Genomic DNA, 23,838 nt, shown 5'->3' on the forward strand with positions numbered 1-23,838 from the left:
TGACAGACAGGCCGGACCGGACGGGTCAGGACCACGGACGCGTCAGGACCGGCCGGGTGAGGACGGGCCGGCGGTGCGGGACAATGGAGGACATGCCTTCCGCACTCCCCGACGGCGAGCCCGTCCCCGCCGACGGCGCGCTGCCCGCGTCCGCGCTCGCCGGGGCCGCCGACCGCCCCCTCGGGTTCTACCTGCACGTCCCCTACTGCGCGACCCGCTGCGGCTACTGCGACTTCAACACCTACACCGCCACCGAGCTGCGCGGCACCGGCGGCGTCCTCGCCTCCCGCGACAACTACGCCGACACGCTCGTCGAGGAGATCCGGCTCGCCCGCAAGGTCCTCGGCGACGACCCGCGCGAGGTCCGCACCGTCTTCGTCGGCGGCGGTACGCCCACCCTGCTGGCCGCCGCCGATCTCGTACGGATGCTGGGGGCGATCCGCGACGAGTTCGGGCTCGCGGCCGACGCGGAGGTGACGACGGAGGCGAACCCGGAGTCCGTGGACCCCGCCTACCTCGCCGAGCTGCGGGAAGGCGGCTTCAACCGGATCTCCTTCGGCATGCAGAGCGCGCGGCAGCACGTGCTGAAGGTGCTGGACCGCACGCACACCCCCGGGCGCCCCGAGGCATGCGTCGCCGAGGCCCGCGCGGCCGGCTTCGCGCACGTCAACCTCGACCTGATCTACGGCACCCCCGGCGAGTCCGACGACGACTGGCGTGCCTCCCTGGACGCCGCCCTCGGCGCCGGCCCCGACCACATCTCGGCGTACGCCCTGATCGTCGAGGAGGGCACCCAGCTGGCCCGGCGGATCCGCCGCGGCGAGATCCCGATGACCGACGACGACGTCCACGCCGACCGCTACCTCATCGCCGAGGAGCGGCTTTCGGCCGCGGGCTTCGACTGGTACGAGGTCTCCAACTGGGCCACCTCCGAGGCGGGCCGCTGCCTGCACAACGAGCTGTACTGGCGCGGCGCGGACTGGTGGGGCGCGGGCCCCGGCGCCCACTCCCACGTCGGCGGCGTGCGCTGGTGGAACGTGAAGCACCCCGGCGCGTACGCGGCGGCACTCGCGCAGGGCCGCTCCCCGGGCGCCGGCCGGGAACTCCTCTCCGAGGAGGACCGCCGGGTCGAGCGCATCCTCCTGGAACTGCGCCTGCGCGAGGGCGCCCCGCTGAGCCTCCTGCACGAGAAGGGCCTGAAGGCATCCCGCCGAGCGCTGTCCGAGGGACTGCTCCAGGAGGAACCGTACGAGCGGGGGCACGCGGTGCTGACCCTGCGGGGGCGGTTGCTGGCGGACGCGGTGGTCAGGGATCTGGTGGACTGAGGTGGTATCCCCGGACCACCCGACCATCCGACCATCGGTCCGGGAGCGGCGCACGTGCCCGTCAGATGTCTGCGAACGCCGGTCGGGGGACGCCTCCGGATGCCACGATGTGGGCCACCAGCGGTTGCCAGGGGGGGGCCACATGCGAGTCGAGGTGCGGGTCGGTGCGGAGTCGGCGGAGCTTCGCTCCCTGTACCGGTGGCTGAGGGCGGACGAGGAGCTGCGCTCCGCCCGCATCAGCCTGTCCGGCACGGGCGCGGCGCCGGGTGAGATGGGCTCCGCCCTGGACGTCATCGAGGTGCTTCTGGACAACGCCTGGTCGGCCGCGTCGCTGGCGGTGGCCGTGATGGCGTGGAGACAGACGCGTCCGGGCCCGGGCCGGGCCACGCTGCGCGTCGGGCAGACCGAGATCGAGATCAGCGGCGCCGACGAGGAGCAGGTGCGGCGTCTGGTCGCCCTGTGCGCGCAGGTGGACGACGGCCAGGATCCCGCCGCCGCGACCGGCGCGGGCGAGGACGCGAGCGCGTAGGCGACCATGGCGTCGATGCCCAGCCCCGCCGGGAGCCGTGCCGTGCTCATCGGCGTCAGCCGTTACGACCACCTGACCGACGTGCCCAACGTGGAGCGCAACCTGGGGGACCTGCGGCGCCTGCTGACCAGCCCCCGGTCGTGGAACCTGCCCGAGGAGAACTGCCTCGTCATCCCCGACCCCGCCGATGACCAGCAGGTGCTCGTGGCGGTGCAGAAGGCCGCGGAGCAGGCCACCGACGCCCTGCTGGTCTACTACGCGGGTCACGGCCAGATCGACTCCGACGAGGAGGAGTTCTTCCTCACTCTCCCCGGCAGCCGGCCCCACACCATGTGGACCGGCATCGAGTACCGGTATCTGCGCCGTGAGATCCAGAAGTCGAGAGCCCGGGCGCGCATGGTCATCCTGGACTGCTGTTACGCCGATCGCGCCACGATGAGTGGTGATGACATCGACCTGGCCGAGAAAGCCGCGGCCGACGGCACCTGCGTCCTGGCCGCAGCCGCGGGGAAAGCCCAGTTCGAAGAGGCGGAGCGCCACACCTTCTTCACCGGCGAGCTGCTCGACATCCTGACGCATGGCGTTCCGGGCGGGCCCCCGCTGCTGGACGCCGACAGCGTGTTCCGGGTCGCCCGCGACAACCTGGTCCGGCGTGGAAAGCCCAGGCCGACCATGAAAACGAGCAACACGGCCGCCGCTGTGCCGCTGGCCTGCAATACGCAGTACGCGTCGCCCGCCGACGTCCCACGGCAACCGGCACGGAAGCAGCCTTCCAGCACACCGGTCGAGGCGGAGGACACCACGGTGCGCTTCACCCGACGCCACAGCTGCCTGGCCGGGTTGCTCCTGCTGTTCGCCCTCCTTCTGGTCCTGGCCGCCGGCGGCCTCACCGTCGGTGATCCCCTCTTGGTCTACAAGGGCTTCAGAGGTCGGATCCCCGCCGGAGATCCGCGTGAGGACGTGATCGCCTACAGCGTGCTGTCGGTGTTGGCAGTCGGCTGGCTCGGCTTCCGGTTCCTGTTCGCCCCGTACGAGCTGCGTATCTCCGCGGAGGGTGTTCAGGTGCGGCGTAGATCGGACGAACGGTGGGTGGCCCGCTACTCCTGGCACCGCGTCCTCGAGGCCCGCGTCGAGTGGGTGCCGGCACGTCGACACGGGCACGGACCGTTTCTGCTCTTGCTCCGGTTGCGTGAGGGAACGCCTGCCCAGCTTCCGCGGGCGGCCCGGCGCGCCGGGCGACGGTGGGGGCTCGACGGTTCCTGCGTCGCCGATCTGGGCCGTCTCGCCTGCACACCGCACGAGGTCGACCAGGCCCTCGAACGCTTCGCTCCCCGCGACGTGTGGACCCGGACGCAGGCGGCTCAACGCGCCGGATACACCGCACCCACGCCCACCGAGATCCGCCCGGCGACGACGCTGCACGGCACGACGCGCCGCGCACTCCTGGGCGTCCTCACCCTTGTCCTCACCGCCATCGCCCTGGTCCCCGCCGTGATCGTCCCCGCCGCCGTCCCCGCGCCCCGGTACGGATGGGCGTTCGTCCCGATGGCCCTGTGGACGCTCTTCCTGCTGGTCCCCGCGCTGCTGCCGGCCCTGCTGCTGTGGCATGGCGGAAGCCTGTCCATCGGTCCCGACGGCATCTCTCACTCGAGCAGGCGCGGCACCCGGCACTGGACCTGGGACCGGATCGACCGCGTCGGCATCGTGTCCTGGCGGCGGCGCACCCCGGCGAGCGGGGCCGTGTTCCTCAGGCCGCGCGACCTGCCGTCGTCCCGTCCGGCCAAAGGCGTCGACGCGCTGCTCGCCCCCCTGGAAGCCCGATTCGGTGGCGTCCTCGTCTGCGACCTTTTCTCCATGGGGATCTCCCGTGAGGAATTCGAGACTGTCGTCCGCCGGTATGCCGGGGACCTGTGGGACCCCCACCCCCGCCCGCACGGGATCGTCCGGGACGACCAGCACGCGGCCCACTACGAAGGCGACTTCGCGGGGCCGCGTAGCTGGGTGGCGGCGATCGGTGCCGTCACAGCGACGTCCGTCCTCGGCGGCATCACCGGGAACCTGGTCGGGGACCCTCACTCCACCGACCCTTGGCTCGGCGGAGTGATGGCCTACACGTTCCTGCTCGCCGGCTGCCTCCCGTTCCTCGTGCTGCGCTCCCGGCTCACCGTGCGGATCGACCACCGGACGTTCGTCCTCGAGTCACGCGCCCGCCGGCTGACCATCCCCTGGGACCATGTCGACGCGACAGAGCGCCTCACCTCGGGGTCCGGCAAGAACACGCCCGACGACGTGGTCCTGTGGCTTCGTCCCGAGGACGCCTCCGGCTACCGCGGCTACTCGCGGTTGGGAGCGCACCTGAAGGGAGTCGAGCTGCGCATCGCCACCCTCCGTTCCAAGGGAGCCATGGACATCCCCGCCGAGCAGGTGGACGCCGCGCTGCGGCGGTTCGGCCCGGAGCGCTTCCGGTCCGGCGCGCCCGCGGCCGGAAGCGCAGGCCTCCCCCTGACCAGGGCAGCCCGGCGGAGGACACCCCCTAGGCCGGTGGTGCCGTGACGAAGTCGATCAGTTCCTCCACCCGGCCCAGCAGTTCCGGCTCCAGGTCCTTGTAAGACCCCACCCGCTTCAGGATCGCCTGCCACACCGCCCCGGTGTTGTCCGACGGCCAGCCCAGCGCCCGGCACACCCCGGTCTTCCAGTCCTGGCCCTTCGGGACCTCGGGCCAGGCCGGGATGCCCAGGGCGGACGGTTTCACCGCCTGCCAGATGTCGATGTACGGGTGGCCGACCACGAGGGCGTGCTCGCTGGTCACCGACTGGGCGATCCGCCACTCCTTGGAGCCCGGCACCAGGTGGTCCACGAGGACGCCGAGGCGGGCGTCCGGTCCGGGGGCGAAGGAGTCGACGACCGCCGGGAGGTCGTCCACGCCCTCCAGGTACTCCACGACCACGCCCTCGATGCGCAGGTCGTCGCCCCACACCTTCTCGACCAGCTCGGCGTCGTGGCGGCCCTCGACGTAGATACGGCCGGCGCGGGCCACGCGGGCGCGGGCGCCGGGGACGGCGACGGAGCCGGAGGCGGTGCGGGCGGGCCGTACCGGAGCCGGGGACGGCGGCCGGACGAGGGTGACCACCTTGCCCTCCAGCAGGAAGCCGCGCGGCTCCAGCGGGAACACCCGGTGCTTGCCGAAGCGGTCCTCCAGGGTGACCGTGCCCGCCTCACAGCGGATGACCGCGCCGCAGAAGCCGGTCGCGGGCTCCTCGACCACCAGGCCGGGCTCGGCCGGGACCTCGGGGACCGGCTGGGGCTTCTTCCAGGGCGGTGTCAGGTCGGGGGAGTACTGGCGCATTCGAATGACGATATGGACACCGCCGGACGGGTTCAGCGCGACACGCCGAAACGGGCCGCCAGGGCGTCGCGCTGGCGCCGCACGAACGCCGCGTCGACCACGGCGCCGTGCCCGGGGACGTAGAGCGCGTCCTCGCCGCCGAGGGCCAGCAGCCGGTCCAGGGCGTCCGGCCAGCGGGACGGGACGGCGTCGGGGCCGGCCTGGGGCTCGCCGGACTCCTCGACCAGGTCGCCGCAGAACACGACCTCCGTCTCGCCGGGGACGAGGACGGCCAGGTCGTGCGCGGTGTGCCCGGGGCCGACGTTCGCCAGCAGCACCTGGCGGCCGCCGCCCAGGTCGAGGGTCCACTCGCCGGAGACGTGATGGCGGGGCGCGACCAGCGCGTCCGCGGCCTCCGCCGCCGTCGCCTCGTCCAGACCGTTGCGGACGGCGTCGGCCCGCAGCTCCTCCCGGGCCCGCCGCGAGGTGAGCGCCGCGTCCACGCCGACCGCCCCGTACACCTCCGCGCCCGCCAGCGCGGCGGCGCCGAAGACATGGTCGAAGTGGGGGTGGGTGAGCGCGAGATGGGTCACACGCCGGCCGGAGATCTCCTCCGCCCCGGCCCGCAGCCGGGCGCCCTCCGCGAGGCCGGACCCCGCGTCGATCAGCAGCGCCGTGCCCTCGCCCAGGACCAGGCCCGCCGTGCAGTCCCAGCCCGGCAGGCGGCACCGGCCGACCCCGGTCGCCAGCCGTTCCCACCCCAGCTCTTCCCAAGTCACCGTCATACCCGCGACGCTAACGGGGACCGCCCCGGCCGCACGACCTCGCAGGACCGGCCTTGCCCGGGCCGTACCCGACGGCCGTACACTGGGCCGGTAAGGCTGGCACTCACACAGGGCGAGTGCCAGGGGGAGCGCCAAGGGGACCGACCGCTGGAGGTGTGCGCGGATGCTCAGTGAACGGCGGCTTCAGGTATTGCGCGCCATCGTCCAGGACTACGTCGGAACCGAGGAGCCGGTCGGCTCCAAGGCGCTCACCGAGCGGCACAACCTCGGCGTCTCGCCGGCCACGGTCCGCAACGACATGGCCGCCCTGGAGGACGAGGGGTACATCGCCCAGCCGCACACCAGCGCCGGGCGGATCCCCACCGACAAGGGCTACCGGCTCTTCGTCGACAAGCTCGCCGAGGTCAAGCCGCTCACCGCGCCCGAGCGGCGCGCGATCCAGAACTTCCTCGACGGCGCCGTCGACCTCGACGACGTCGTGGCCCGCACGGTGCGGCTGCTCGCGCAGCTGACCCGGCAGGTCGCGGTCGTGCAGTACCCGTCGCTGACCCGGTCTACGGTGCGGCACGTGGAGCTGCTGTCGATGGCACCCGCGCGGGTGATGCTGGTCCTGATCACCGACACCGGACGGGTCGAGCAGCGGATGATCGACTGCCCGGCGCCGTTCGGCGAGACGTCCCTGGCGGATCTGCGGGCGCGGCTGAACAGCCGGGTCGCGGGCCGCCGTTTCACGGATGTGCCACAACTGGTGCAGGATCTCCCCGAGGGCTTCGAACCGGAGGATCGCGGTACCGTTCAGACGGTGCTCTCCACCCTGCTGGAGACGCTGGTCGAGCGCACCGAGGAGCGGCTGATGATCGGCGGCACCGCCAATCTCACCCGCTTCGGACATGACTTCCCCCTCACCATCCGCCCCGTCCTGGAGGCGCTGGAGGAGCAGGTCGTGCTCCTCAAGCTGCTGGGCGAGGCGAAGGACTCGGGCATGACCGTGCGCATCGGCCACGAGAACGCCCATGAGGGACTCAACTCCACGTCGGTGGTGTCGGTCGGCTACGGTTCGGGCGGCGAGGCAGTCGCCAAGCTCGGCGTGGTCGGACCGACCCGCATGGATTACCCGGGAACGATGGGAGCGGTACGAGCGGTGGCACGGTACGTCGGACAGATCCTGGCGGAGTCGTAGGTGGCCACGGACTATTACGCCGTTCTCGGCGTGCGCCGCGACGCGTCGCAGGAAGAGATCAAGAAGGCCTTCCGGCGGCTCGCTCGCGAGCTGCACCCGGACGTCAACCCCGATCCGAAGACCCAGGAGCGGTTCAAGGAGATCAACGCCGCTTACGAGGTGCTGTCGGACCCGCAGAAGAAGCAGGTCTACGACCTCGGCGGCGACCCGCTGTCGCAGAGCGGCGGCGCGGGTGCCGGCGGCTTCGGCGCGGGCGGCTTCGGCAACTTCTCCGACATCATGGACGCGTTCTTCGGCACGGCGTCGCAGCGCGGGCCGCGCTCGCGCACCCGCCGCGGCCAGGACGCGATGATCCGGATCGAGGTCGAGCTCGACGAGGCGGCCTTCGGCACCACCAAGGACATCCAGGTCGACACCGCGATCGTCTGCTCCACCTGCAGCGGTGAGGGCGCGGCGCCGGGCACCTCGGCGCAGACGTGCGACATGTGCCGCGGCCGCGGTGAGGTCTCGCAGGTCACCCGGTCCTTCCTGGGCCAGGTCATGACCTCGCGGCCGTGCCCGCAGTGCCAGGGCTTCGGCACGGTCGTGCCGAACCCGTGCCCGGAGTGCGCCGGCGACGGCCGGGTCCGCTCCCGCCGCACCCTGACGGTGAAGATCCCGGCCGGTGTCGACAACGGCACCCGGATCCAGCTCGCGGGCGAGGGCGAGGTCGGCCCCGGCGGCGGCCCCGCCGGTGACCTGTACGTCGAGATCCACGAACTCCCGCACCCGACCTTCCAGCGGCGCGGCGACGACCTGCACTGCACGGTGACGATCCCCATGACGGCGGCGGCCCTCGGCACCAAGGTGCCGCTGGAGACGCTGGACGGCATGGAGGAGGTCGACATCCGTCCGGGCACCCAGTCCGGCCAGTCGATCCCGTTGCACGGCCGGGGCGTCACGCATCTGCGCGGCGGCGGCCGGGGCGACCTGATCGTCCACGTCGAGGTGCAGACCCCGACCAAGCTCGACCCCGAGCAGGAACGCCTCCTGCGCGAGCTGGCCAAGCTGCGCGGCGAGGAACGCCCGCAGGGCCAGTTCCAGCCGGGGCAGCAGGGGCTGTTCTCGCGGCTGAAGGACGCGTTCAACGGCCGCTGAGGCGGGCGCGGCGCGCGCGGGCGCGGCTGGGCGGACGCGGCGTCGAGGCGGCCGGGGGTCCGGTCCGGGGGCGGCCCCGGGCAGGCACGGTCAGCCGGGGCAGCAGGGGCTGTTCTCGCGGCTGAAGGACGCGTTCGACGGCCGCTCGGGCCCGGTTCCGCGCAGGCCGGGTCCCGTGGGTGCCGGTGGTCTATGCCAGTCGGGCGCCCGGTTTCGGACTTGTTCGGGGGACGTGACAACATGCCGTCATGTCCTCCGCACTGACCGATCTCTTCCCCCACCCGATCGTGCAGGCCCCCATGGCGGGCGGCGTCTCCGTGCCGCAGCTCGCCGCCGCCGTGTCCGAGGCAGGGGGGCTCGGCTTCCTGGCCGCCGGGTACAAGACGGCCGACGGCATGTACCAGGAGATCAAGCAACTGCGGGGGCTGACGAGCCGCCCCTTCGGCGTGAACCTGTTCATGCCGCAGCCCGAGCATCCCGGCGCGGGCACCGGCTCCGGCGGAGCGACCGACGCCGCGCCCCCTCATGCCGCCGCCGTCGACGTCTACGCCCATCAGCTGGCCGGTGAGGCCGCCTGGTACGAGACCGAGCTGGGCGACCCGGACAGCGGTCGGGACGACGGCTACGACGCCAAGCTCGCCGTGCTGCTGGACAACCCGGTGCCCGTCGTCTCGTTCCACTTCGGCGTGCCCGGCCGGGACGTCCTGGACGCGCTGCGCCGGGCCGGAACGTTCACGCTCGTCACCGCCACCACCGTCGACGAGGCCCGCGCCGTCGAGCGGGCCGGGGCGGACGCGGTGATCGTGCAGGGCGTGGAGGCGGGCGGCCACCAGGGCACCCACCGGGACCTCCCCGAGAACGACGGCTCCGGCATCGGACTGCTCTCCCTGACCGCCCAGGTCCGCGAGGCGGTCCGGCTGCCCCTCGTCGCCGCCGGCGGCATCATGCGCGGCAGCCAGATCGCCGCCGTCCTCGCCGCCGGGGCGAGCGCCGCGCAGCTCGGCACCGCGTTCCTCGCCACCCCCGAGTCGGGCGCCCACGCCGTGCACAAGCAGGCGCTGACCAACCCGCTGTTCACCCGCACCGAACTCACCCGCGCCTTCTCCGGCCGTCCCGCGCGCGGCCTGGTCAACCGGTTCATGCGCGAGCACGGGCCGTACGCCCCCGCCGCCTACCCGGAGATCCACCACCTCACCTCGCCGCTGCGCAAGGCCGCCGCCAAGGCCGGGGACGCGCAGGGCATGGCGCTGTGGGCCGGGCAGGGCCACCGGATGGCCCGCGAACTGCCCGCCGGGCAGCTGGTGGAGGTGCTGGCGGCCGAACTGGCGGCGGCCCGGACAGCGTTGTCGGAAGGCGGCCGGCGATGACGGCACCCGTGTTCGTGGTCGACCACTTCGACGCGGGAAGCGGCGGCCGGTACGTGCTCGACGGCCCCGAGGGGCGCCACGCGGTCTCCGTGAAGCGGCTGCGGGCAGGCGAGGACGTCATCCTGACCGACGGCGCCGGCCGCTGGGCGGACTGCGTGGTCCTCGGCACCGAGGGCAAGGACCGCCTCATCGTCCAGCTCGACTCCTACTCGGAGGAGCCGCCCGAGCAGCCCCGCATCACCGTCGTCCAGGCCCTGCCCAAGGGCGACCGCGGGGAACTCGCCGTCGAGACCATGACCGAGGTCGGCGTCGACGCGATCGTGCCGTGGCAGGCCGCCCGCTGCATCACCCAGTGGAAGGGCGACCGCGGGCAGAAGTCCCTCGCCAAGTGGCGCGCCACCGCCCGCGAGGCGGGCAAGCAGTCCCGCCGGGTCCGCTTCCCCGAGGTCGCGGACCTCGCGTCGACCAAGCGGGTCGCCGCGCTGCTCGCCAAGGCCGACTTCGCCGCCGTACTGCACTCCGACTTCGAGTACGGCAGCGAGCCGCTGGCCACCGCCGAACTGCCCGCCGAGGGCGAGATCGTGCTGGTCGTCGGCCCCGAAGGGGGCGTCGCCGCCGACGAGTTGGCGCTGTTCCGGGAGGCGGGCGCCAAGGCGTACGTCCTCGGCCGGAGCGTGCTGCGCACCTCCACCGCCGGCACGGCCGCCGCGGCCCTCCTCCTCGGCCGCACCGGCCGCTGGTCCTGACGCCGCGCGCGGCCTACCCCGCGGCGCGGCGGGCGGCGGCGCCCGGGAGCAGCGTCCAGCCGTCCACCTCCTGCTCTCGGGGACCGGGCAGCAGCCCGCGCCCCGCGGCCTCGTCGACGAGCGCGCGCACGCTGCCCGGCTCGTTGAGGTTCAGCCCGTTGCCGTGCTCGTCGCTCACATACCCGCCGGGCTGATAGCCGCCCTCGACGGCGCGCCCGGGCCCCGCCCGGAACACGATCCGCGTCCGCCGCCCGTCCCGCAGCAGCCCGACCACCTCCTCACACGGCCGCCCCTGACCGTGCCGGTGCCGGACACTCCACAGATAGGTCGTCGTCTCGTCCACCACGAGCCGTCGCAGGCTGCCCTTCTTGCGCATTCCGCCAGGCTAGGCGGCGCGGCAACGCTTCGGCGCGGGGTTTTCCGCGGGAAGGAGCCGGACGTCCTCGCGGCGGACGGCGAAGGACTCCTGGACGACCTCGTCGTCGTAGCGGGCCGGATCCCACAGCCAGATCCAGTCGCCGGTGGCGCCGAAGGAGAGGACCGGGTGGCCGGTCGCGGCCGGACCGTTCTCCACCGGGAACGGATTGTCCGGGTCCACGGGGCGGACGCACACCAGGCGGCCCTGGAGGCCGTGATAGCCGGGCGGGTCGGTGCCGTCGCGGGCGACGGACCGGGCGGCGTGGCCCGCCGCGCCCCGCGCCAGGCCGGCGCCGAGCGCGAGCGCGGTCAGCGTGTAGGCGATGGTCAGGAGGGTCGTCAGGGTGATGGCGAACACCCGGAAGGTGCCGTCCCGTTCCAGCACGTGGAAGTGGCGCAGCCAGCCCACGAGCGCCACGAAGAACAGCACGCTGCCCAGCGCCAGCGCCATCGGCCTGCCCGCGGCCAGATACGTGCCGAGCGTCGGCGCGGGCACCGTGGCGGCCCGGATGTCGAAGCGGTCCAGGTACACCTCGTGCATCTCGCCGCCCAGCCAGCGGACCATCGACCACACCACCGGCACCGACAGCGGGACCAGCCAGGCGGCGTGCCGGGTGAAGAACGTCCGGCGCACCGCGAGCACCACCCCGGTGCCGGTGAACGCGGCCGCCGCGAGGACCAGCAGCCCCGCCCACAGCGCGCCGGGACCGGCGTCCCGGCCCACCAGGGCGCCGAACGCGGCCATCGCCGTCGTCCCCGCCAGACCCGCCGCCCACTGGGCCGCGGGTCCGCGGTCCCGGGTCTCCTTCATCGTGCGGCCCAGCGGCAGCGCGCCCGCCGTGCTCAGCGTGACCGGCAGCAGCTTCCACGCCCCGTCCGCCCACACCGCGTACATCCCGCAGACGACCGCCACCACGATCCCCACCGCGCCCGCGGCCTGCCACGCCAGCCGGATCCGCCGCTCCTGCCCGGTCTCGTCGCGCGGCGGGTTGGCGTCGGAGTGGACCGGCACCCGCAGGTCATGCCGTGCGGGGTCGTAGGCGCGCCCGCCGAGCGCGCGGGCGGTCAGCTCCGCCTCGGCCGCCTGCCGGGATCCGGGGCCCGCCGGTACCGTCACCGCCCGCTGCTCGTCGGCGAGACCGAGCCACACCCAGGCGCGGCGCGGCAGGCCGCCGGAGGCCGGCGCGCGGTGCAGGTGGTACGTCGTCCGGGGCGGCCGCTCGTGCACGACCAGCGCCGCGTCGCGCACCCACACCCCCAGCTCGGCCTGCCGGACGAGCCGTTCCACCTCCGCCACAGCCGTCCTGACCGCACCCAGCCGCGCCCCGTGCAGCCGGACCTCCACCACCAGCGCGGTGCGCTGCGGGTCGGCGGCCGTGGCCCGCTCGGCGGGTCCGGCGGGCCGTACCGCCCATCCCCGCTCCTCGAACAGGGCGGTGGCGTAGGCGACTTCGTCCGGGTGATCGACGACGTCGACCAGCATGCGCACCCGGCGCCGGCGCGGCGGCGCGGGCGGTGCGCCGGCCGGATCCGGCGCCACCGGAGCCCCTTCACCGGGAGGCTCCGCCGGGCGCGGCGCGGGCAGGATGCGGGGCCGGATGCGGGGCGGCAACGGTTCTCCAGGGCGCGGCGGTCGGGACGACACCCGATTGTGACGCGAGGGCAGGCGGTGCGTGGCCGTATGCGCTCTTCCGTGACCCGGCGGGTCGGTGGCAGCATGCCCCCCATGGGGGCGTTGAGGCGGGTTTGGGGTCGGTCCTTCGGGCGTGGGGCGGTTGCCGTGGTGGCGCTCGGTGTGGGTGTCGGTGGTGTGGTGGCGTGTGAGCCGGGCGGGCTGAGTTCGGCGACCGTGGCGTACACGACGGACGAGACGGTGACCCGGGAGCTTGAGCGGCAGAAGGCGGACGTGCGGTGGCTCAGCTGCACGGCGGACGTCGGGGACGGCGGGCGCCCGACGCCCAGTGCCGGCGAGGACACCGTCGCCGACGTGCGGTGCGAGGGCGAGACCACTGACGGCAAGGAGATCACCGTCGACGGCAAGGTGACCCGCGCGGTCAACGGCCGCTGCGTGCGCGGGGACATCGTCGCGAAGGTGGACGGCAAGGAGTGGTTCCGCGTCAACGGCCTCGGCGACTGCGACGCCCCGAGCACCCCGCCGGTGAACCAGCCGCCCGGTGCCGGTCCCGACCCGGACGTCACGGTGACGGTCACCAAGACCGTCTGGTGCCAGCGCGATCCGCAGTGCTGGCCGGAGGGCAAGTGATCCAGAACCCTGTCCGGGCCGCCGCCGCTTGCGTAGGGTGATCGGGTGACGCAGTCTTCCACGCCGGGGTATCTCCGATTTCCGCATCCGCACGGCGAGTTGGTGGCCTTCACCGCCGAGGACGACGTGTGGCTCGCACCGCTCGACGGCGGGCGGGCCTGGCGGGTCAGCGCCGACAACGTGCCGGTGAGCCACCCGCGCATCTCGCCCGACGGCACCACCGTCGCCTGGACCTCCACCCGTGACGGCGCCCCCGAGGTGCACATCGCGCCCGTCGACGGCGGCCCGTCCAAGCGGCTGACCCACTGGGGCAGCCGGACCACCAAGGTGCGGGGCTGGACCCCCGACGGTCACGTCCTGGTGACCGGCAGCCACGGCCAGGCGAGCACCAGCCGCACCTGGGCGCACGCCGTCCCGCTCGACGGGGGACCGGCGGTGACCCTGCCGTACGGGCCGGTCTCCGGGGTGGCGTACGGGCCGCACACCGTGCTGCTCTCCGCGGGCATGGGCCTGGAGGCGGCCCGCTGGAAACGCTACCGGGGCGGCACCGCGGGCAAGCTGTGGATCGACCGGGACGGCGACGGCGAGTTCGTCCGGCTCCACGAGGACCTGGACGGGAACATCGAGTACCCCTTCTGGACCGGTGACAGGATCGCCTTCCTCTCCGACCACGAGGGGACGGGAGCCGTCTACTCCTCCCTCGCGGACGGATCCGACCTGCGCCGCCACACCCCCCTCGGCGACACCTCCCACCCGGCCGAGACCGGGACCGGGACCGGGGTTGGGACCGGGGGAGGTTTCTACGCCCGCCACGCGGCCGGCGACGGCACCCGCGTCGTCTACTCCCGCGCCGGCGAACTGTGGCTGCTGGACGACCTCGACGGCGCCGAGCCGCGCCGCCTCGACATCCGCCTCGGCGGGCAGCGCACCGACCGGCAGCCGTACCAGGTGAACGCCGCCCGCTGGGTCGGCGGCGCCGCGCCCGACCACACCGCCCGGGGCAGCGCCGTCGCCGTGCGCGGCGCCGTGCACTGGGTGACCCACCGCGCCGGCCCCGCCCGTGCGCTCGCCGCCACCCCCGGCGTACGGGCCCGGCTGCCGCGCACCTTCCGGGTGGAGGGCGAGGAGTGGGTGGTGTGGGTGACGGACGCCGAGGGCGAGGACGCCCTGGAGTTCGCGCCCGCCACCGGACTCGCGCCCGGCGCCACCCCGCGCCGGCTGGCCGCCGGGCGGCTCGGCCGGGTACTGGGCCTGGCGATGGCCCCGGACGGCAGCCGCGCCGCGGTCGCCGCACACGACGGGCGGGTCCTGCTCGTCGAACGGGAGACCGGCGAGGTCCGCGAGGCCGACCGCAGCGAGCACGGCGACGTCTCCGGGCTCACCTTCTCGCCGGACTCGGCCTGGCTGGCCTGGTCGCACCCCGGCCCCAGCCCGCTCTGCCAGATCAGGATCGCCCACACCACCGACCTGACCGTCACCGAGGCGACCCCGCTGCGCTTCCAGGACTACGCGCCCGCCTTCACCCTCGACGGCAAGCACCTGGCGTTCCTCTCCACCCGCTCCTTCGACCCGGTCTACGACGAGCACGTCTTCGACCTGGCGTTCGTCACCGGCGACCGCCCGTACCTGATCACCCTCGCCGCGACCACGCCCTCCCCGTTCGGCCCGCAGCGGCACGGCCGCGCCTTCGACGCGCCGGACAAGGACGAGACCCCCGACAGCGAGGGCACCCCCGCCACCCGCGTCGACCTCGAAGGCCTGGCCGACCGGATCGTGCCGTTCCCCGTCGAGGCCGGCCGCTACTCCACCCTGCGCGCCGCCAAGGACGGCGTGCTGTGGCTGCGCCACCCCGTGCAGGGCGTCCTCGGCGCCTCCCGGGCCACCCCGGACGACCCCGACCCGCACACCGAGCTGGAGCGCTACGACCTCGCCCAGCAGCGCCTGGAACACCTCGCCGCCGACGCCGACCACTTCGAGGTCAGCGGCGACGGCAAGCGGGTGCTGCTGTGGACCGACAGCCGGCTGAAGGTCGTGCCCAGCGACCGGCGCGCCTCCGGCGACGAGGACAGCGACACCAACATCACCGTCGACCTCTCCCGCGTCCGCCAGACCGTCGACCCGGCGGCCGAGTGGCGGCAGATGTACGACGAGACCGGCCGGATCATGCGGGACCACTTCTGGCGGCCGGACATGAGCGGCGTCGACTGGGACGGCGTCCTCGACCGCTACCGGCCCGTCCTCGACCGCGTCGCCACCCACGACGACCTGATGGACCTCCTCTGGGAGGTGCAGGGCGAACTCGGCACCTCGCACGCGTACGTCATCCCGCGCGGCGGACACGGCCACGGGGACCGGCAGGGCCTGCTCGGCGCGGACCTCTCCCGGCACCCGGACGGCACCTGGCGCGTCGACCGGGTGCTGCCCTCGGAGACCTCCGACCCCGAGGCCCGCTCCCCGCTCGCCGCGCCCGGTGTCGCGGTGCGCGCCGGGGACGCGATCGTCGCCGTCGGCGGGCAGCCGGTGGACCCGGTCACCGGGCCGGCGCCGCTGCTCGCCGGCACCGCGGGCAAGCCGGTCGAGCTGACCGTCCTGCCCGCCGGCGGGGGCGAGGTGCGGCACACCGTGGTCGTGCCGCTCGCCGACGAGGAGCCGCTGCGGTACCACGCGTGGGTCGCCGGCCGGCGGGCGTACGTCCGCGAGCGCTCCGGCGGGCGGCTCGGCTACCTCCACGTCCCGGACATGCAGGCCCCCGGCTGGGCCCAGATCCACCGCGACCTGCGGGTCGAGGTCGCCCGCGAGGGCCTGATCGTCGACGTCCGCGAGAACCGGGGCGGGCACACCTCCCAGCTCGTGGTGGAGAAGCTGGCCCGGCGGATCGTCGGCTGGGGCGTGCCGCGCGGCATGCGACCGTACAGCTATCCCGAGGACGCGCCGCGCGGGCCCGTCGTCGCCGTCGCCGACGAGTTCTCCGGCTCCGACGGCGACATCGTCAACGCGGCGATCAAGGCACTCGGGCTGGGGCCCGTGGTGGGCACCCGCACCTGGGGCGGCGTCATCGGCATCGACAGCCGCTACCGCCTCGTCGACGGCACCCTCGTCACCCAGCCGAAGTACGCCTTCTGGCTGGAGGGGTACGGCTGGGGCGTGGAGAACCACGGCGTCGACCCCGACATCGAGGTCGTCCACCGCCCCCAGGACCACGCCGCCGACCGCGACCCCCAACTCGACGAGGCCATCCGCCTGGCCCTGGAATCCCTGGAATCCACCCCGGCAAAGGTCCCCCCACCTCTCCCGTGACGACCACGGCGGCCACGCGGAGGGCTGCCCACCCAGCCCTCCACACCCCCCACCCGACCACGACGCCCCACCACCCTCCCCCCAGGGACGCGGGGAACTGCGCGAACGACCCTCCACTACCCGCACCTGACCACGACGCCCGGCCCCCGTCCCCCCTAGGGGCGCGGGGAACTGCGCGAACGACCCTCCACTACCCGCACCTGACAACGACGCCCGGCCCCCGTCCCCCCTAGGGGCGCGGGGAACTGCGCGAACAACCCCCACAACCTGCACCCGACCACAACGCCCCGCCCCCCAACCCCCCACCCCCGCCGACGATACGATGCCCCCACAGACGATCACCCGCTCAACCCCCGGAGGGACCATGGCAGGGGAGCCACAGGACGACTGCTTGTTCTGCAAGATCGTCGCGGGCCGCATCCCGGCGACGATCGTCCGCGAGACCGAGACCACCCTCGCCTTCCGGGACATCAACCCCCAGGCACCCACCCACATCCTGGTGATCCCCAAGGCGCACTACCCGAACGCCGCCGAACTCGCCGCCGCCCGCCCCGACCTCGCCGCGGACGTGCTCCACGAGACCCGGGCCGTCGCCGACGACGAGAAGCTCGACAGCTACCGCACCGTCTTCAACACGGGCAGCGGCGCCGGCCAGACCGTCTGGCACGTCCACGCGCACGTCCTCGGCGGCCGCGGCCTGGAATGGCCCCCCGGGTAAGCGGTACGCGATCGTGTCCGTCCGTGAATTGGTGGTCCTCGGCACCGCCAGCCAGGTCCCGACCCGGCACCGCAACCACAACGGCTACCTGCTGCGCTGGGACGGCGAGGGCATCCTCTTCGACCCCGGCGAGGGCACCCAGCGCCAGATGCTGCGCGCCGGCGTCGCCGCCCACGACCTGAACCGGATCTGCGTCACCCACTTCCACGGGGACCACTCGCTGGGCCTGCCGGGCGTGATCCAGCGGATCAACCTCGACCGGGTGCCGCACCCGGTCACCGCCCACTACCCGCGCTCCGGCCAGCGCTTCTTCGACCGGCTGCGCTACGCCACCGCCTACCGCGAGACGGTGGGGGTGACCGAGGCCCCGGTCGACGCCGACGGCCCCCTCGCCCGCACCCCCTCCTACACGCTGGAGGCCCGCAGGCTCTCCCACCCGGTCGAGTCGTACGGCTACCGGATCGTCGAGCCCGACGGCCGGAGGATGCTGCCCGAGCGGCTGGCCGCGCACGGCATCACCGGCCCGGACGTGGGCCGTATCCAGCGGGAGGGCTCTCTGGGCGGGGTGACCCTGGCGGACGTCAGCGTCGTACGCCGCGGGCAGCGGTTCGCGTTCGTCATGGACACGAGGCTGTGCGACGGGGTGTACGCGCTGGCGGACGGCTGCGACATGCTCGTCATCGAGTCGACGTTCCTCGACGAGGACGAGCATCTCGCCACCGAGCACGGCCATCTGACGGCGGGTCAGGCGGCGCGGGTGGCCAGGGCGAGCGAGGTGCGCCACCTCGTCCTCACCCACTTCAGCCAGCGCTACACCGACCCGGGCGAGTTCGAGCGCCAGGCGCGCGCCGCCGGGTTCGAGGGCGAGCTGACGGTGGCGTACGACTTCCTGCGCGTACCGGTCCCGAAACGCAGGTAAACGGGGCGTACCATGCCCGAATGCCCCTCCCCAAAGCAGAACTGCACCTGCACATCGAAGGAACCCTGGAGCCGGAGCTGGCGTTCGAGCTGGCCGCCCGCAACGGGGTGACCCTGCCGTACGCCACCACGGACGAGCTGCGCGCGGCCTACCGGTTCGAGGACCTGCAGTCCTTCCTCGACCTGTACTACGCGCTGATGGCCGTCCTGCGCACCGAGCGGGACTTCGAGGACCTGGCCGACGCCTACCTCGCCCGCGCCGCCGCGCAGGGCGTGCGGCACGCGGAGATCTTCTTCGATCCGCAGGCCCACCTCGCGCGCGGCGTGGCGATGGGCACGGTCGTGGAGGGCCTGTGGCGGGCGCTGCGGCGCGGCGAGGCCGACCACGGCGTCTCCACCCGGCTCATCATGTGCTTCCTGCGCGACGAGTCCGCCGAGTCGGCCCTCGCCACCCTGGAGGCGGCGAAGCCGTACCTGGACCGGATCACCGGCATCGGCCTGGACTCCGCCGAGGTCGGGCACCCGCCGGCGAAGTTCCGCGAGGTCTACGAGGCCGCGGCCGCGCTCGGACTGCGCCGGGTCGCGCACGCGGGCGAGGAGGGGCCGGTGGAGTACATCACCGAGGCCCTGGACGTGCTCGGCATCGAGCGCGTCGACCACGGCCTGCGCGCCATGGAGGACCCGGTGCTGGTCGAGCGGCTGGTGCGGGAGCGGATCCCGCTCACCCTGTGCCCGCTGTCGAACGTCCGGCTGCGCGCCGTGGACACCCTGGCCGGCCACCCGCTGCCCGCGATGCTCGACGCCGGACTGCTGTGCACCGTCAACTCCGACGACCCGGCCTACTTCGGCGGCTACGCGGGCGACAACTTCGACGCCGTACGCCGTGAACTCGGCCTCTGCGACGAGCGGCTGCGCGAGCTGGCCCGCAACTCCTTCCTCGCCTCCTTCCTGGAGGACGACGAGGAGCGACGGGCGCGCTACCTCGCCGAGGTGGAGGCGTACGAGTTCCCGCGGCCCGGACCCGCCGTGCCGTAGACGGCGCGGGTGGGGCGCGGGTGGCGCTAGCGCCAGTGGACGGCGCCCCCGGACGCCGGTGCCGTCGCCTCGATCTTCGCCCGGACCTCCCGCATCACGGCGACGATCCGCTCCTCGTGCCCCGGCGTCAGCCGGACCACCGGCACCGAGCAGCTGATCGCGTCCTGGGCGGGGGAGTCGTACCGCAGGGCGAACCCGAAGCCGACGATCCCGGGCACGCCCTCCTCGCGGTCGATCGCGTAGCCGCGCGCCCGCACCTCGGCGAGGTCCGCCGCCAGGGAGGCGCGCGTGGTGCGGGTGCGGGGGGTGAGGGCGGCGTACGGCTCGTCCGGCAGCTGGTCGTCGGGGCGTTCGGCCAGCAGCGCCTTGCCCAGGGCGCCCGCGTGCGCGGGGAACCGGCGCCCGACGCGGCTGATGGTGCGCAGGTACTCGTGCGACTCCCGGGTGGCCAGATACGCCACGTCCCGGCCGTCCAGCCGGCCCAGGTGGACCGTCTCGCCGAGCGCGTCCGACGCCTCGTCGAGATACGGCCGTACGAGCCGTACGCGCGGGTCGGAGTCGAGGTAGCCGGTGCCGGTCAGCAGGGCGCGGATGCCGATGCCGTAGAGCGAGCCGGTGATGTCGGTGCGCACCCAGCCGCGCGAGATCAGCGTCTGCAGCAGGGCGTACATCGAGCTGCGCGGGACGCCGAGTGCGTCCGCCAGCTCCTGCAGGCGCGCCGGACGGTCACCGCGCGCGGTGAGCAGTTCCAGCAGCTCCACCGTGCGCGCGGCCGACTTCACCTCGCGGACTCCGCCGCCTGACTCGGACATGGGGAGATGGTAGTGCGGCGAGGACCGCGTCCCGCTATCTTCATACGGGAACGTCGTCTACGTAGGGAGATGGCTGTGGCTCGTGACCGTGACCTCCGGATCGCCCGGGTCACCCTGACCCCCGTCCTGGTCGCCGACCCGCCCCTGCTCAACACCCAGGGCGTGCACCAGCCGTACACCCCCCGGCTGATCGTGGAGGTGACCACGGAGAACGGCATCACGGGTCTCGGGGAGACGTACGGCGACACCCAGTACCTCGACCTCGCCCGGCCCCTCGCCGCGCTGCTCACCGGGCACCGGGTCGACGACCTCAACGGGCTGTTCGCGCTCGCCGACCGGGTCGCCGTGGACGCCGCGCGGGTCGACGGCGCCCTCGACGTCGGCGGGCTGCGCGGCGTCCAGAGCGCCGAGAAACTGCGGCTGTCCGTCGTCTCCGCGTACGAGGTCGCCTGCCTCGACGCGCTCGGGCGCACGCTCGGGCTGCCCGTGCACGCCCTGCTCGGCGGCAAGGTGCGCGACACCGTCGACTACAGCGCCTACCTGTTCTACCGGTGGGCCGCGCACCCCGAGGGCGTCGCCGCCGAACCCGACGACTGGGGCGCCGCCCTCGACCCGGCGGGGATCGTCGCGCAGGCACGCCGGTTCACCGAGCGGTACGGCTTCTGCTCCTTCAAGCTCAAGGGCGGCGTCTTCCCGCCCGACGAGGAGATCGCCGCCGTCCGCGCCCTCGCCGAGGCCTTCCCCGGGCACCCCCTGCGGCTCGACCCCAACGGCGCCTGGTCCGTGCCCACGTCGCTGAAGGTGGCGCGGGAACTGGAGGACGTCCTCGAGTACCTGGAGGACCCCGCCCTCGGTACGGCCGCCATGGCGGAGGTCGCCGCGGGGACGCCGGTGCCGCTCGCCACCAACATGTGCGTGACGACGTTCGCCGAGATCAAGGAGGCCTTCACGCGGGACGCCGTCCAGGTGGTGCTCTCCGACCACCACTACTGGGGCGGCCTGCGCCGCACCCAGCAGCTCGCCGCGGTCTGCCGCGCCTTCGGCGTCGGCATCTCCATGCACTCCAACACCCACCTCGGCATCTCGCTCGCCGCGATGACCCAGGTCGCGGCCACCGTGCCCGGCCCGCTGCACGCCTGCGACTCCCACTACCCCTGGCAGTCCGAGGACGTCCTCACCGAGCGTCTGACGTTCCACGACGGCGCCGTCCGCGTCGGTGACGCGCCCGGCCTGGGCGTGGAACTGGACCGCGACCGGCTGGCCCTGCTGCACGAACGGTGGACACGCGACGACGGCACGCTGCGGGACCGCGACGACGCGGCGGCGATGCGGGTCGCCGAGCCGGGGTGGAGGGCGCCGGCGATGCCCCGGTGGTAGGGGGCCGCGGCGGGGGCACGTGACGGACGGAGGGACCGACTGCTGGGGGACCGGCGGTGACAGCGAGGCGGCTGGTCGACGCCGTCACCGGGGTGCCGGGTGTGACGGAAGACGTGCTGTCGGTGGCGTGGTGCACACTGGCCTGACCCGCACCACGTTCAGGGAGTGCACCGTGAACGCGTCCGCCGGAGCCACCGCCTCCACCGTGCCGGCCTCGCTCGCCGCGCCCGCCCCGCAGGGCTGCCCGCCGCAGGTCGACCCCCTCGCCGCGCTGCGCGCGCCCGGCGATCCGCCCTGGGACGTCTACCTCACCGGCACCGTCTTCCTCGACATCATCTTCACCGGCCTCGACTCCGCCCCGGTGCGCGGCACCGAGTCCTGGGCGCGCGGCATGGGCTCCAGCCCGGGCGGCGTGGCGAACATGGCGACGGCGCTGGCCCGGCTCGGCCTGAAGACGTCCCTGGCGGCCGCCTTCGGCGACGACCACTACGGCGACTACTGCTGGGACGCGCTGGAGAGCGGCGAGGGCATCGACCTCACCCCCTCCCGCACCGTCCCCGGCTGGCACTCCCCGGTCACGGTCTCCATGGCCTACGAGGGCGAGCGCACGATGGTGTCCCACGGCCACGAGCCGCCCCCGGAGGAGCCCGCCCCCGACTGCCCGCCGCGCGCCCGGGCGGCCGTGGCGTCCCTGGTGCCCGGCACCTCCGCGCCGTGGATCGCCCAGGCCGCCGCGCGGGGCACCCGGATCTTCGCCGACGTCGGCTGGGACGACACCGGCGCCTGGGACCTCGCGGCCCTGCCCGACCTCGCGCACTGCGAGGCGTTCCTGCCCAACGCGGAGGAGGCGATGCGCTACACCGGCACGAGCTGCCCGCGCGCCGCCGCCCACGCGCTCACCGCGCACGTGCCGCTGGCCGTCGTCACCCTCGGCGCGGACGGCGCGTACGCGGTGGACCGGCGCACCGGCGAGACCGCCGAGGTCCCCGCCATCGAGGTCGAGGCCCTGGACCCGACCGGCGCCGGGGACGTCTTCGTGGCCGGATTCGTCACCGGCACCCTCGCCGGCTGGCACCTCGCCGACCGCCTCGCCTTCGCCGGCCTCACCGCCGCCCTGTCCGTCCAGGAGTTCGGCGGCTCGCTCTCCGCGCCCGGCTGGGCCGAGATCGCCGCCTGGTGGCGCAAGGTCCGCTCCCTCGACGACCAGGACCCCACCGCCCTGCAGCGCTACGCCTTCCTGGCCGGTCTGGTCCCCGAGGACTCCGGCCGCCCTTGGCCCCTGCGCCGCGCCGTCCCCACCATCGGCTTCCGCCGCCCGGCCTGACGACCCGCCGCCGACCGCCCGGCACGAGGCGGCTCCGCCCGCCGCCCCACGGAACGGAACCCCGCATGTGTTCCCCCCGCCGAGGCCCGTTCGAAAAGGCCTACGGGGTTGTCGGTGCTCCGTCGTACCCTGGGAATCGCGAGGCCGCCCTCAGCTGCGCGGCCGTGACGAGGAGGAACCGCAGGCCTTCAGCGCCGGCCCATGACTCAGACACCCACACCGCACACCCCCGCGCAGGGGCAGGCGAGAGTGCAGTTCACCGTCCCCGCCCAGCACCCCATGGTGACCGTGCTGGGTTCCGGCGACTCCCTCCTGCGCGTGATCGAGAAGGCCTTCCCGGGGGCCGACATCCATGTCCGGGGCAACGAGATCAGCGCGGTCGGCGACCAGGCGGACGTCGCCCTCATTTCGCGCGTGTTCGACGAGATGATGCTGGTGCTCCGCACCGGGCAGCCGATGACGGAGGACGCAGTGGAACGCTCGATCGCGATGCTCAAGGCGAGTGAGGCCTCAGGGGACGCCGGCTCGGAGACCCCGGCCCAGGTGCTGACGCAGAACATCCTGTCCTCGCGTGGCCGCACCATCCGCCCCAAGACCCTCAACCAGAAGCGGTACGTCGACGCGATCGACAAGCACACGATCGTCTTCGGCATCGGCCCCGCCGGCACCGGCAAGACGTATCTGGCGATGGCGAAGGCGGTGCAGGCCCTGCAGTCCAAGCAGGTCAACCGCATCATCCTGACCCGCCCCGCGGTCGAGGCCGGAGAGCGCCTGGGCTTCCTGCCCGGCACGCTCTACGAGAAGATCGACCCCTACCTGCGCCCGCTGTACGACGCGCTGCACGACATGCTCGACCCCGACTCGATCCCGCGGCTGATGGCGGCGGGCACGATCGAGGTCGCCCCGCTGGCGTACATGCGCGGCCGTACCCTCAACGACGCCTTCATCATCCTGGACGAGGCCCAGAACACCAGCCCCGAACAGATGAAGATGTTCCTCACCCGCCTCGGCTTCGACTCGAAGATCGTGATCACGGGTGACGTGACCCAGGTCGACCTCCCCGACGGCACCAAGTCCGGTCTCCGTCAGGTCCAGGACATCCTGGAAGGCGTCGAGGACGTCCACTTCTCCCGGCTGTCCTCGCACGACGTCGTCCGGCACAAGCTGGTGGGCCGTATCGTCGACGCGTACGAGAAGTACGACAGCAAGCACGGCACGGAGAGCGGCGCCCACAAGGCCCGTAAGTCCGCCGCCAAGGGCTCCAAGGGGAAGTAGACCAGCAC

At 73.7% G+C, this 23,838-nt stretch carries 20 protein-coding genes; 15 read left to right on the forward strand and 5 right to left on the reverse strand.

Translation table 11 applies throughout. The features are described from left to right. Positions 1 to 92 precede the first annotated feature (92 nt). From hemW to AB0K92_RS11515, 3 genes are all read left to right on the forward strand, one after another. The gene (gene hemW / locus AB0K92_RS11505; RefSeq protein WP_365921710.1) at positions 93 to 1,325 is read left to right on the forward strand and encodes a radical SAM family heme chaperone HemW; all 1,233 of its coding nucleotides are present in this window, start codon (positions 93 to 95) and stop codon (positions 1,323 to 1,325) included. Positions 1,326 to 1,467: 142 nt separating this feature from the next. Beyond that, the gene (locus tag AB0K92_RS11510; RefSeq protein WP_365921712.1) at positions 1,468 to 1,854 is read left to right on the forward strand and encodes a hypothetical protein; all 387 of its coding nucleotides are present in this window, start codon (positions 1,468 to 1,470) and stop codon (positions 1,852 to 1,854) included. Positions 1,855 to 1,869: 15 nt separating this feature from the next. After that, positions 1,870 to 4,407 carry a caspase family protein gene (locus tag AB0K92_RS11515; protein WP_365921714.1) on the forward strand — a complete coding sequence of 846 codons (2,538 nt, stop codon included), beginning with the start codon at positions 1,870 to 1,872 and terminating at the stop codon, positions 4,405 to 4,407. On the opposite strand, the gene AB0K92_RS11520 is transcribed toward AB0K92_RS11515, so the two are convergent. After that, the gene (locus AB0K92_RS11520; protein ID WP_365921716.1) at positions 4,388 to 5,200 is read right to left on the reverse strand and encodes a DUF3097 domain-containing protein; all 813 of its coding nucleotides are present in this window, start codon (positions 5,198 to 5,200) and stop codon (positions 4,388 to 4,390) included. The two genes, AB0K92_RS11515 and AB0K92_RS11520, sit on opposite strands and share 20 nt — an antisense overlap. Positions 5,201 to 5,232: 32 nt before the next feature. After that, a complete protein-coding gene (locus AB0K92_RS11525) occupies positions 5,233 to 5,964 on the reverse strand; it encodes an MBL fold metallo-hydrolase (protein WP_365921718.1) in 732 nt (243 codons plus the stop codon). A gap of 163 nt (positions 5,965 to 6,127) precedes the next feature. Between AB0K92_RS11525 and hrcA the strand changes: the two genes are divergently transcribed. The 4 genes from hrcA (at position 6,128) to AB0K92_RS11545 (ending at position 10,394) form a co-directional block, all read left to right on the forward strand. Continuing rightward, positions 6,128 to 7,144, forward strand: coding sequence for a heat-inducible transcriptional repressor HrcA (gene hrcA, locus AB0K92_RS11530; RefSeq protein ID WP_165998278.1), 1,017 nt, complete (start codon positions 6,128 to 6,130; stop codon positions 7,142 to 7,144). Beyond that, positions 7,145 to 8,281 carry a molecular chaperone DnaJ gene (dnaJ, locus tag AB0K92_RS11535; protein WP_165998276.1) on the forward strand — a complete coding sequence of 379 codons (1,137 nt, stop codon included), beginning with the start codon at positions 7,145 to 7,147 and terminating at the stop codon, positions 8,279 to 8,281. It abuts the gene before it with no gap. A gap of 248 nt (positions 8,282 to 8,529) precedes the next feature. Then, positions 8,530 to 9,648, forward strand: a complete 1,119-nt coding sequence (locus AB0K92_RS11540) for a nitronate monooxygenase (RefSeq protein ID WP_365921721.1) — start codon at positions 8,530 to 8,532, stop codon at positions 9,646 to 9,648. After that, the gene (locus tag AB0K92_RS11545) at positions 9,645 to 10,394 is read left to right on the forward strand and encodes a 16S rRNA (uracil(1498)-N(3))-methyltransferase (protein WP_365921723.1); all 750 of its coding nucleotides are present in this window, start codon (positions 9,645 to 9,647) and stop codon (positions 10,392 to 10,394) included. Before AB0K92_RS11540 ends, AB0K92_RS11545 begins: the two co-directional genes overlap by 4 nt. Before the next feature lie 13 nt (positions 10,395 to 10,407). Here the strand turns inward: AB0K92_RS11545 and AB0K92_RS11550 are convergent, their stop codons facing one another. After that, positions 10,408 to 10,770 (reverse strand): hypothetical protein, encoded by a 363-nt coding sequence (locus AB0K92_RS11550; protein WP_365921725.1) that lies wholly within the window; start codon positions 10,768 to 10,770, stop codon positions 10,408 to 10,410. Between the two features lie 9 nt (positions 10,771 to 10,779). Continuing rightward, positions 10,780 to 12,351 carry a hypothetical protein gene (locus tag AB0K92_RS11555; RefSeq protein WP_365921727.1) on the reverse strand — a complete coding sequence of 524 codons (1,572 nt, stop codon included), beginning with the start codon at positions 12,349 to 12,351 and terminating at the stop codon, positions 10,780 to 10,782. Between the two features lie 186 nt (positions 12,352 to 12,537). On the opposite strand from AB0K92_RS11555, the gene AB0K92_RS11560 reads away from it, so the two are divergent. The 5 genes from AB0K92_RS11560 (at position 12,538) to AB0K92_RS11580 (ending at position 19,042) form a co-directional block, all read left to right on the forward strand. Further along, complete coding sequence (locus AB0K92_RS11560) at positions 12,538 to 13,074, forward strand: hypothetical protein (protein ID WP_365921729.1); 537 nt, start codon at positions 12,538 to 12,540, stop codon at positions 13,072 to 13,074. 45 nt (positions 13,075 to 13,119) lie between these two features. Continuing rightward, positions 13,120 to 16,371 (forward strand): S41 family peptidase, encoded by a 3,252-nt coding sequence (locus tag AB0K92_RS11565; protein ID WP_365921731.1) that lies wholly within the window; start codon positions 13,120 to 13,122, stop codon positions 16,369 to 16,371. A gap of 364 nt (positions 16,372 to 16,735) precedes the next feature. Beyond that, on the forward strand, positions 16,736 to 17,089 hold the full coding sequence (locus AB0K92_RS11570; protein ID WP_165998265.1) for a histidine triad nucleotide-binding protein: 354 nt from the start codon (positions 16,736 to 16,738) through the stop codon (positions 17,087 to 17,089). Positions 17,090 to 17,102: 13 nt separating this feature from the next. Next, the gene (locus AB0K92_RS11575) at positions 17,103 to 18,008 is read left to right on the forward strand and encodes a ribonuclease Z (protein WP_365921733.1); all 906 of its coding nucleotides are present in this window, start codon (positions 17,103 to 17,105) and stop codon (positions 18,006 to 18,008) included. Positions 18,009 to 18,028: 20 nt separating this feature from the next. After that, entirely contained in the window at positions 18,029 to 19,042 is a 1,014-nt protein-coding gene (locus tag AB0K92_RS11580; protein WP_365921735.1) for an adenosine deaminase, read from the forward strand. Positions 19,043 to 19,068: 26 nt separating this feature from the next. On the opposite strand, the gene AB0K92_RS11585 is transcribed toward AB0K92_RS11580, so the two are convergent. Next, positions 19,069 to 19,854 (reverse strand): IclR family transcriptional regulator, encoded by a 786-nt coding sequence (locus tag AB0K92_RS11585; RefSeq protein ID WP_365921737.1) that lies wholly within the window; start codon positions 19,852 to 19,854, stop codon positions 19,069 to 19,071. Positions 19,855 to 19,929: 75 nt separating this feature from the next. Here AB0K92_RS11585 and AB0K92_RS11590 point away from each other — a divergent pair, with 75 nt between their 5' ends. From AB0K92_RS11590 to AB0K92_RS11600, 3 genes are all read left to right on the forward strand, one after another. After that, positions 19,930 to 21,231, forward strand: a complete 1,302-nt coding sequence (locus tag AB0K92_RS11590; RefSeq protein WP_365921739.1) for a glucarate dehydratase family protein — start codon at positions 19,930 to 19,932, stop codon at positions 21,229 to 21,231. Positions 21,232 to 21,436: 205 nt separating this feature from the next. Beyond that, a complete protein-coding gene (locus AB0K92_RS11595) occupies positions 21,437 to 22,555 on the forward strand; it encodes a PfkB family carbohydrate kinase (RefSeq protein ID WP_365921847.1) in 1,119 nt (372 codons plus the stop codon). Positions 22,556 to 22,756: 201 nt separating this feature from the next. Beyond that, the gene (locus tag AB0K92_RS11600) at positions 22,757 to 23,830 is read left to right on the forward strand and encodes a PhoH family protein (RefSeq protein WP_365921741.1); all 1,074 of its coding nucleotides are present in this window, start codon (positions 22,757 to 22,759) and stop codon (positions 23,828 to 23,830) included. Positions 23,831 to 23,838 lie beyond the last annotated feature (8 nt).

The sequence above is a fragment of the Streptomyces sp. NPDC052687 genome (assembly GCF_040678395.1).
GTDB lineage: Bacteria > Actinomycetota > Actinomycetes > Streptomycetales > Streptomycetaceae > Streptomyces.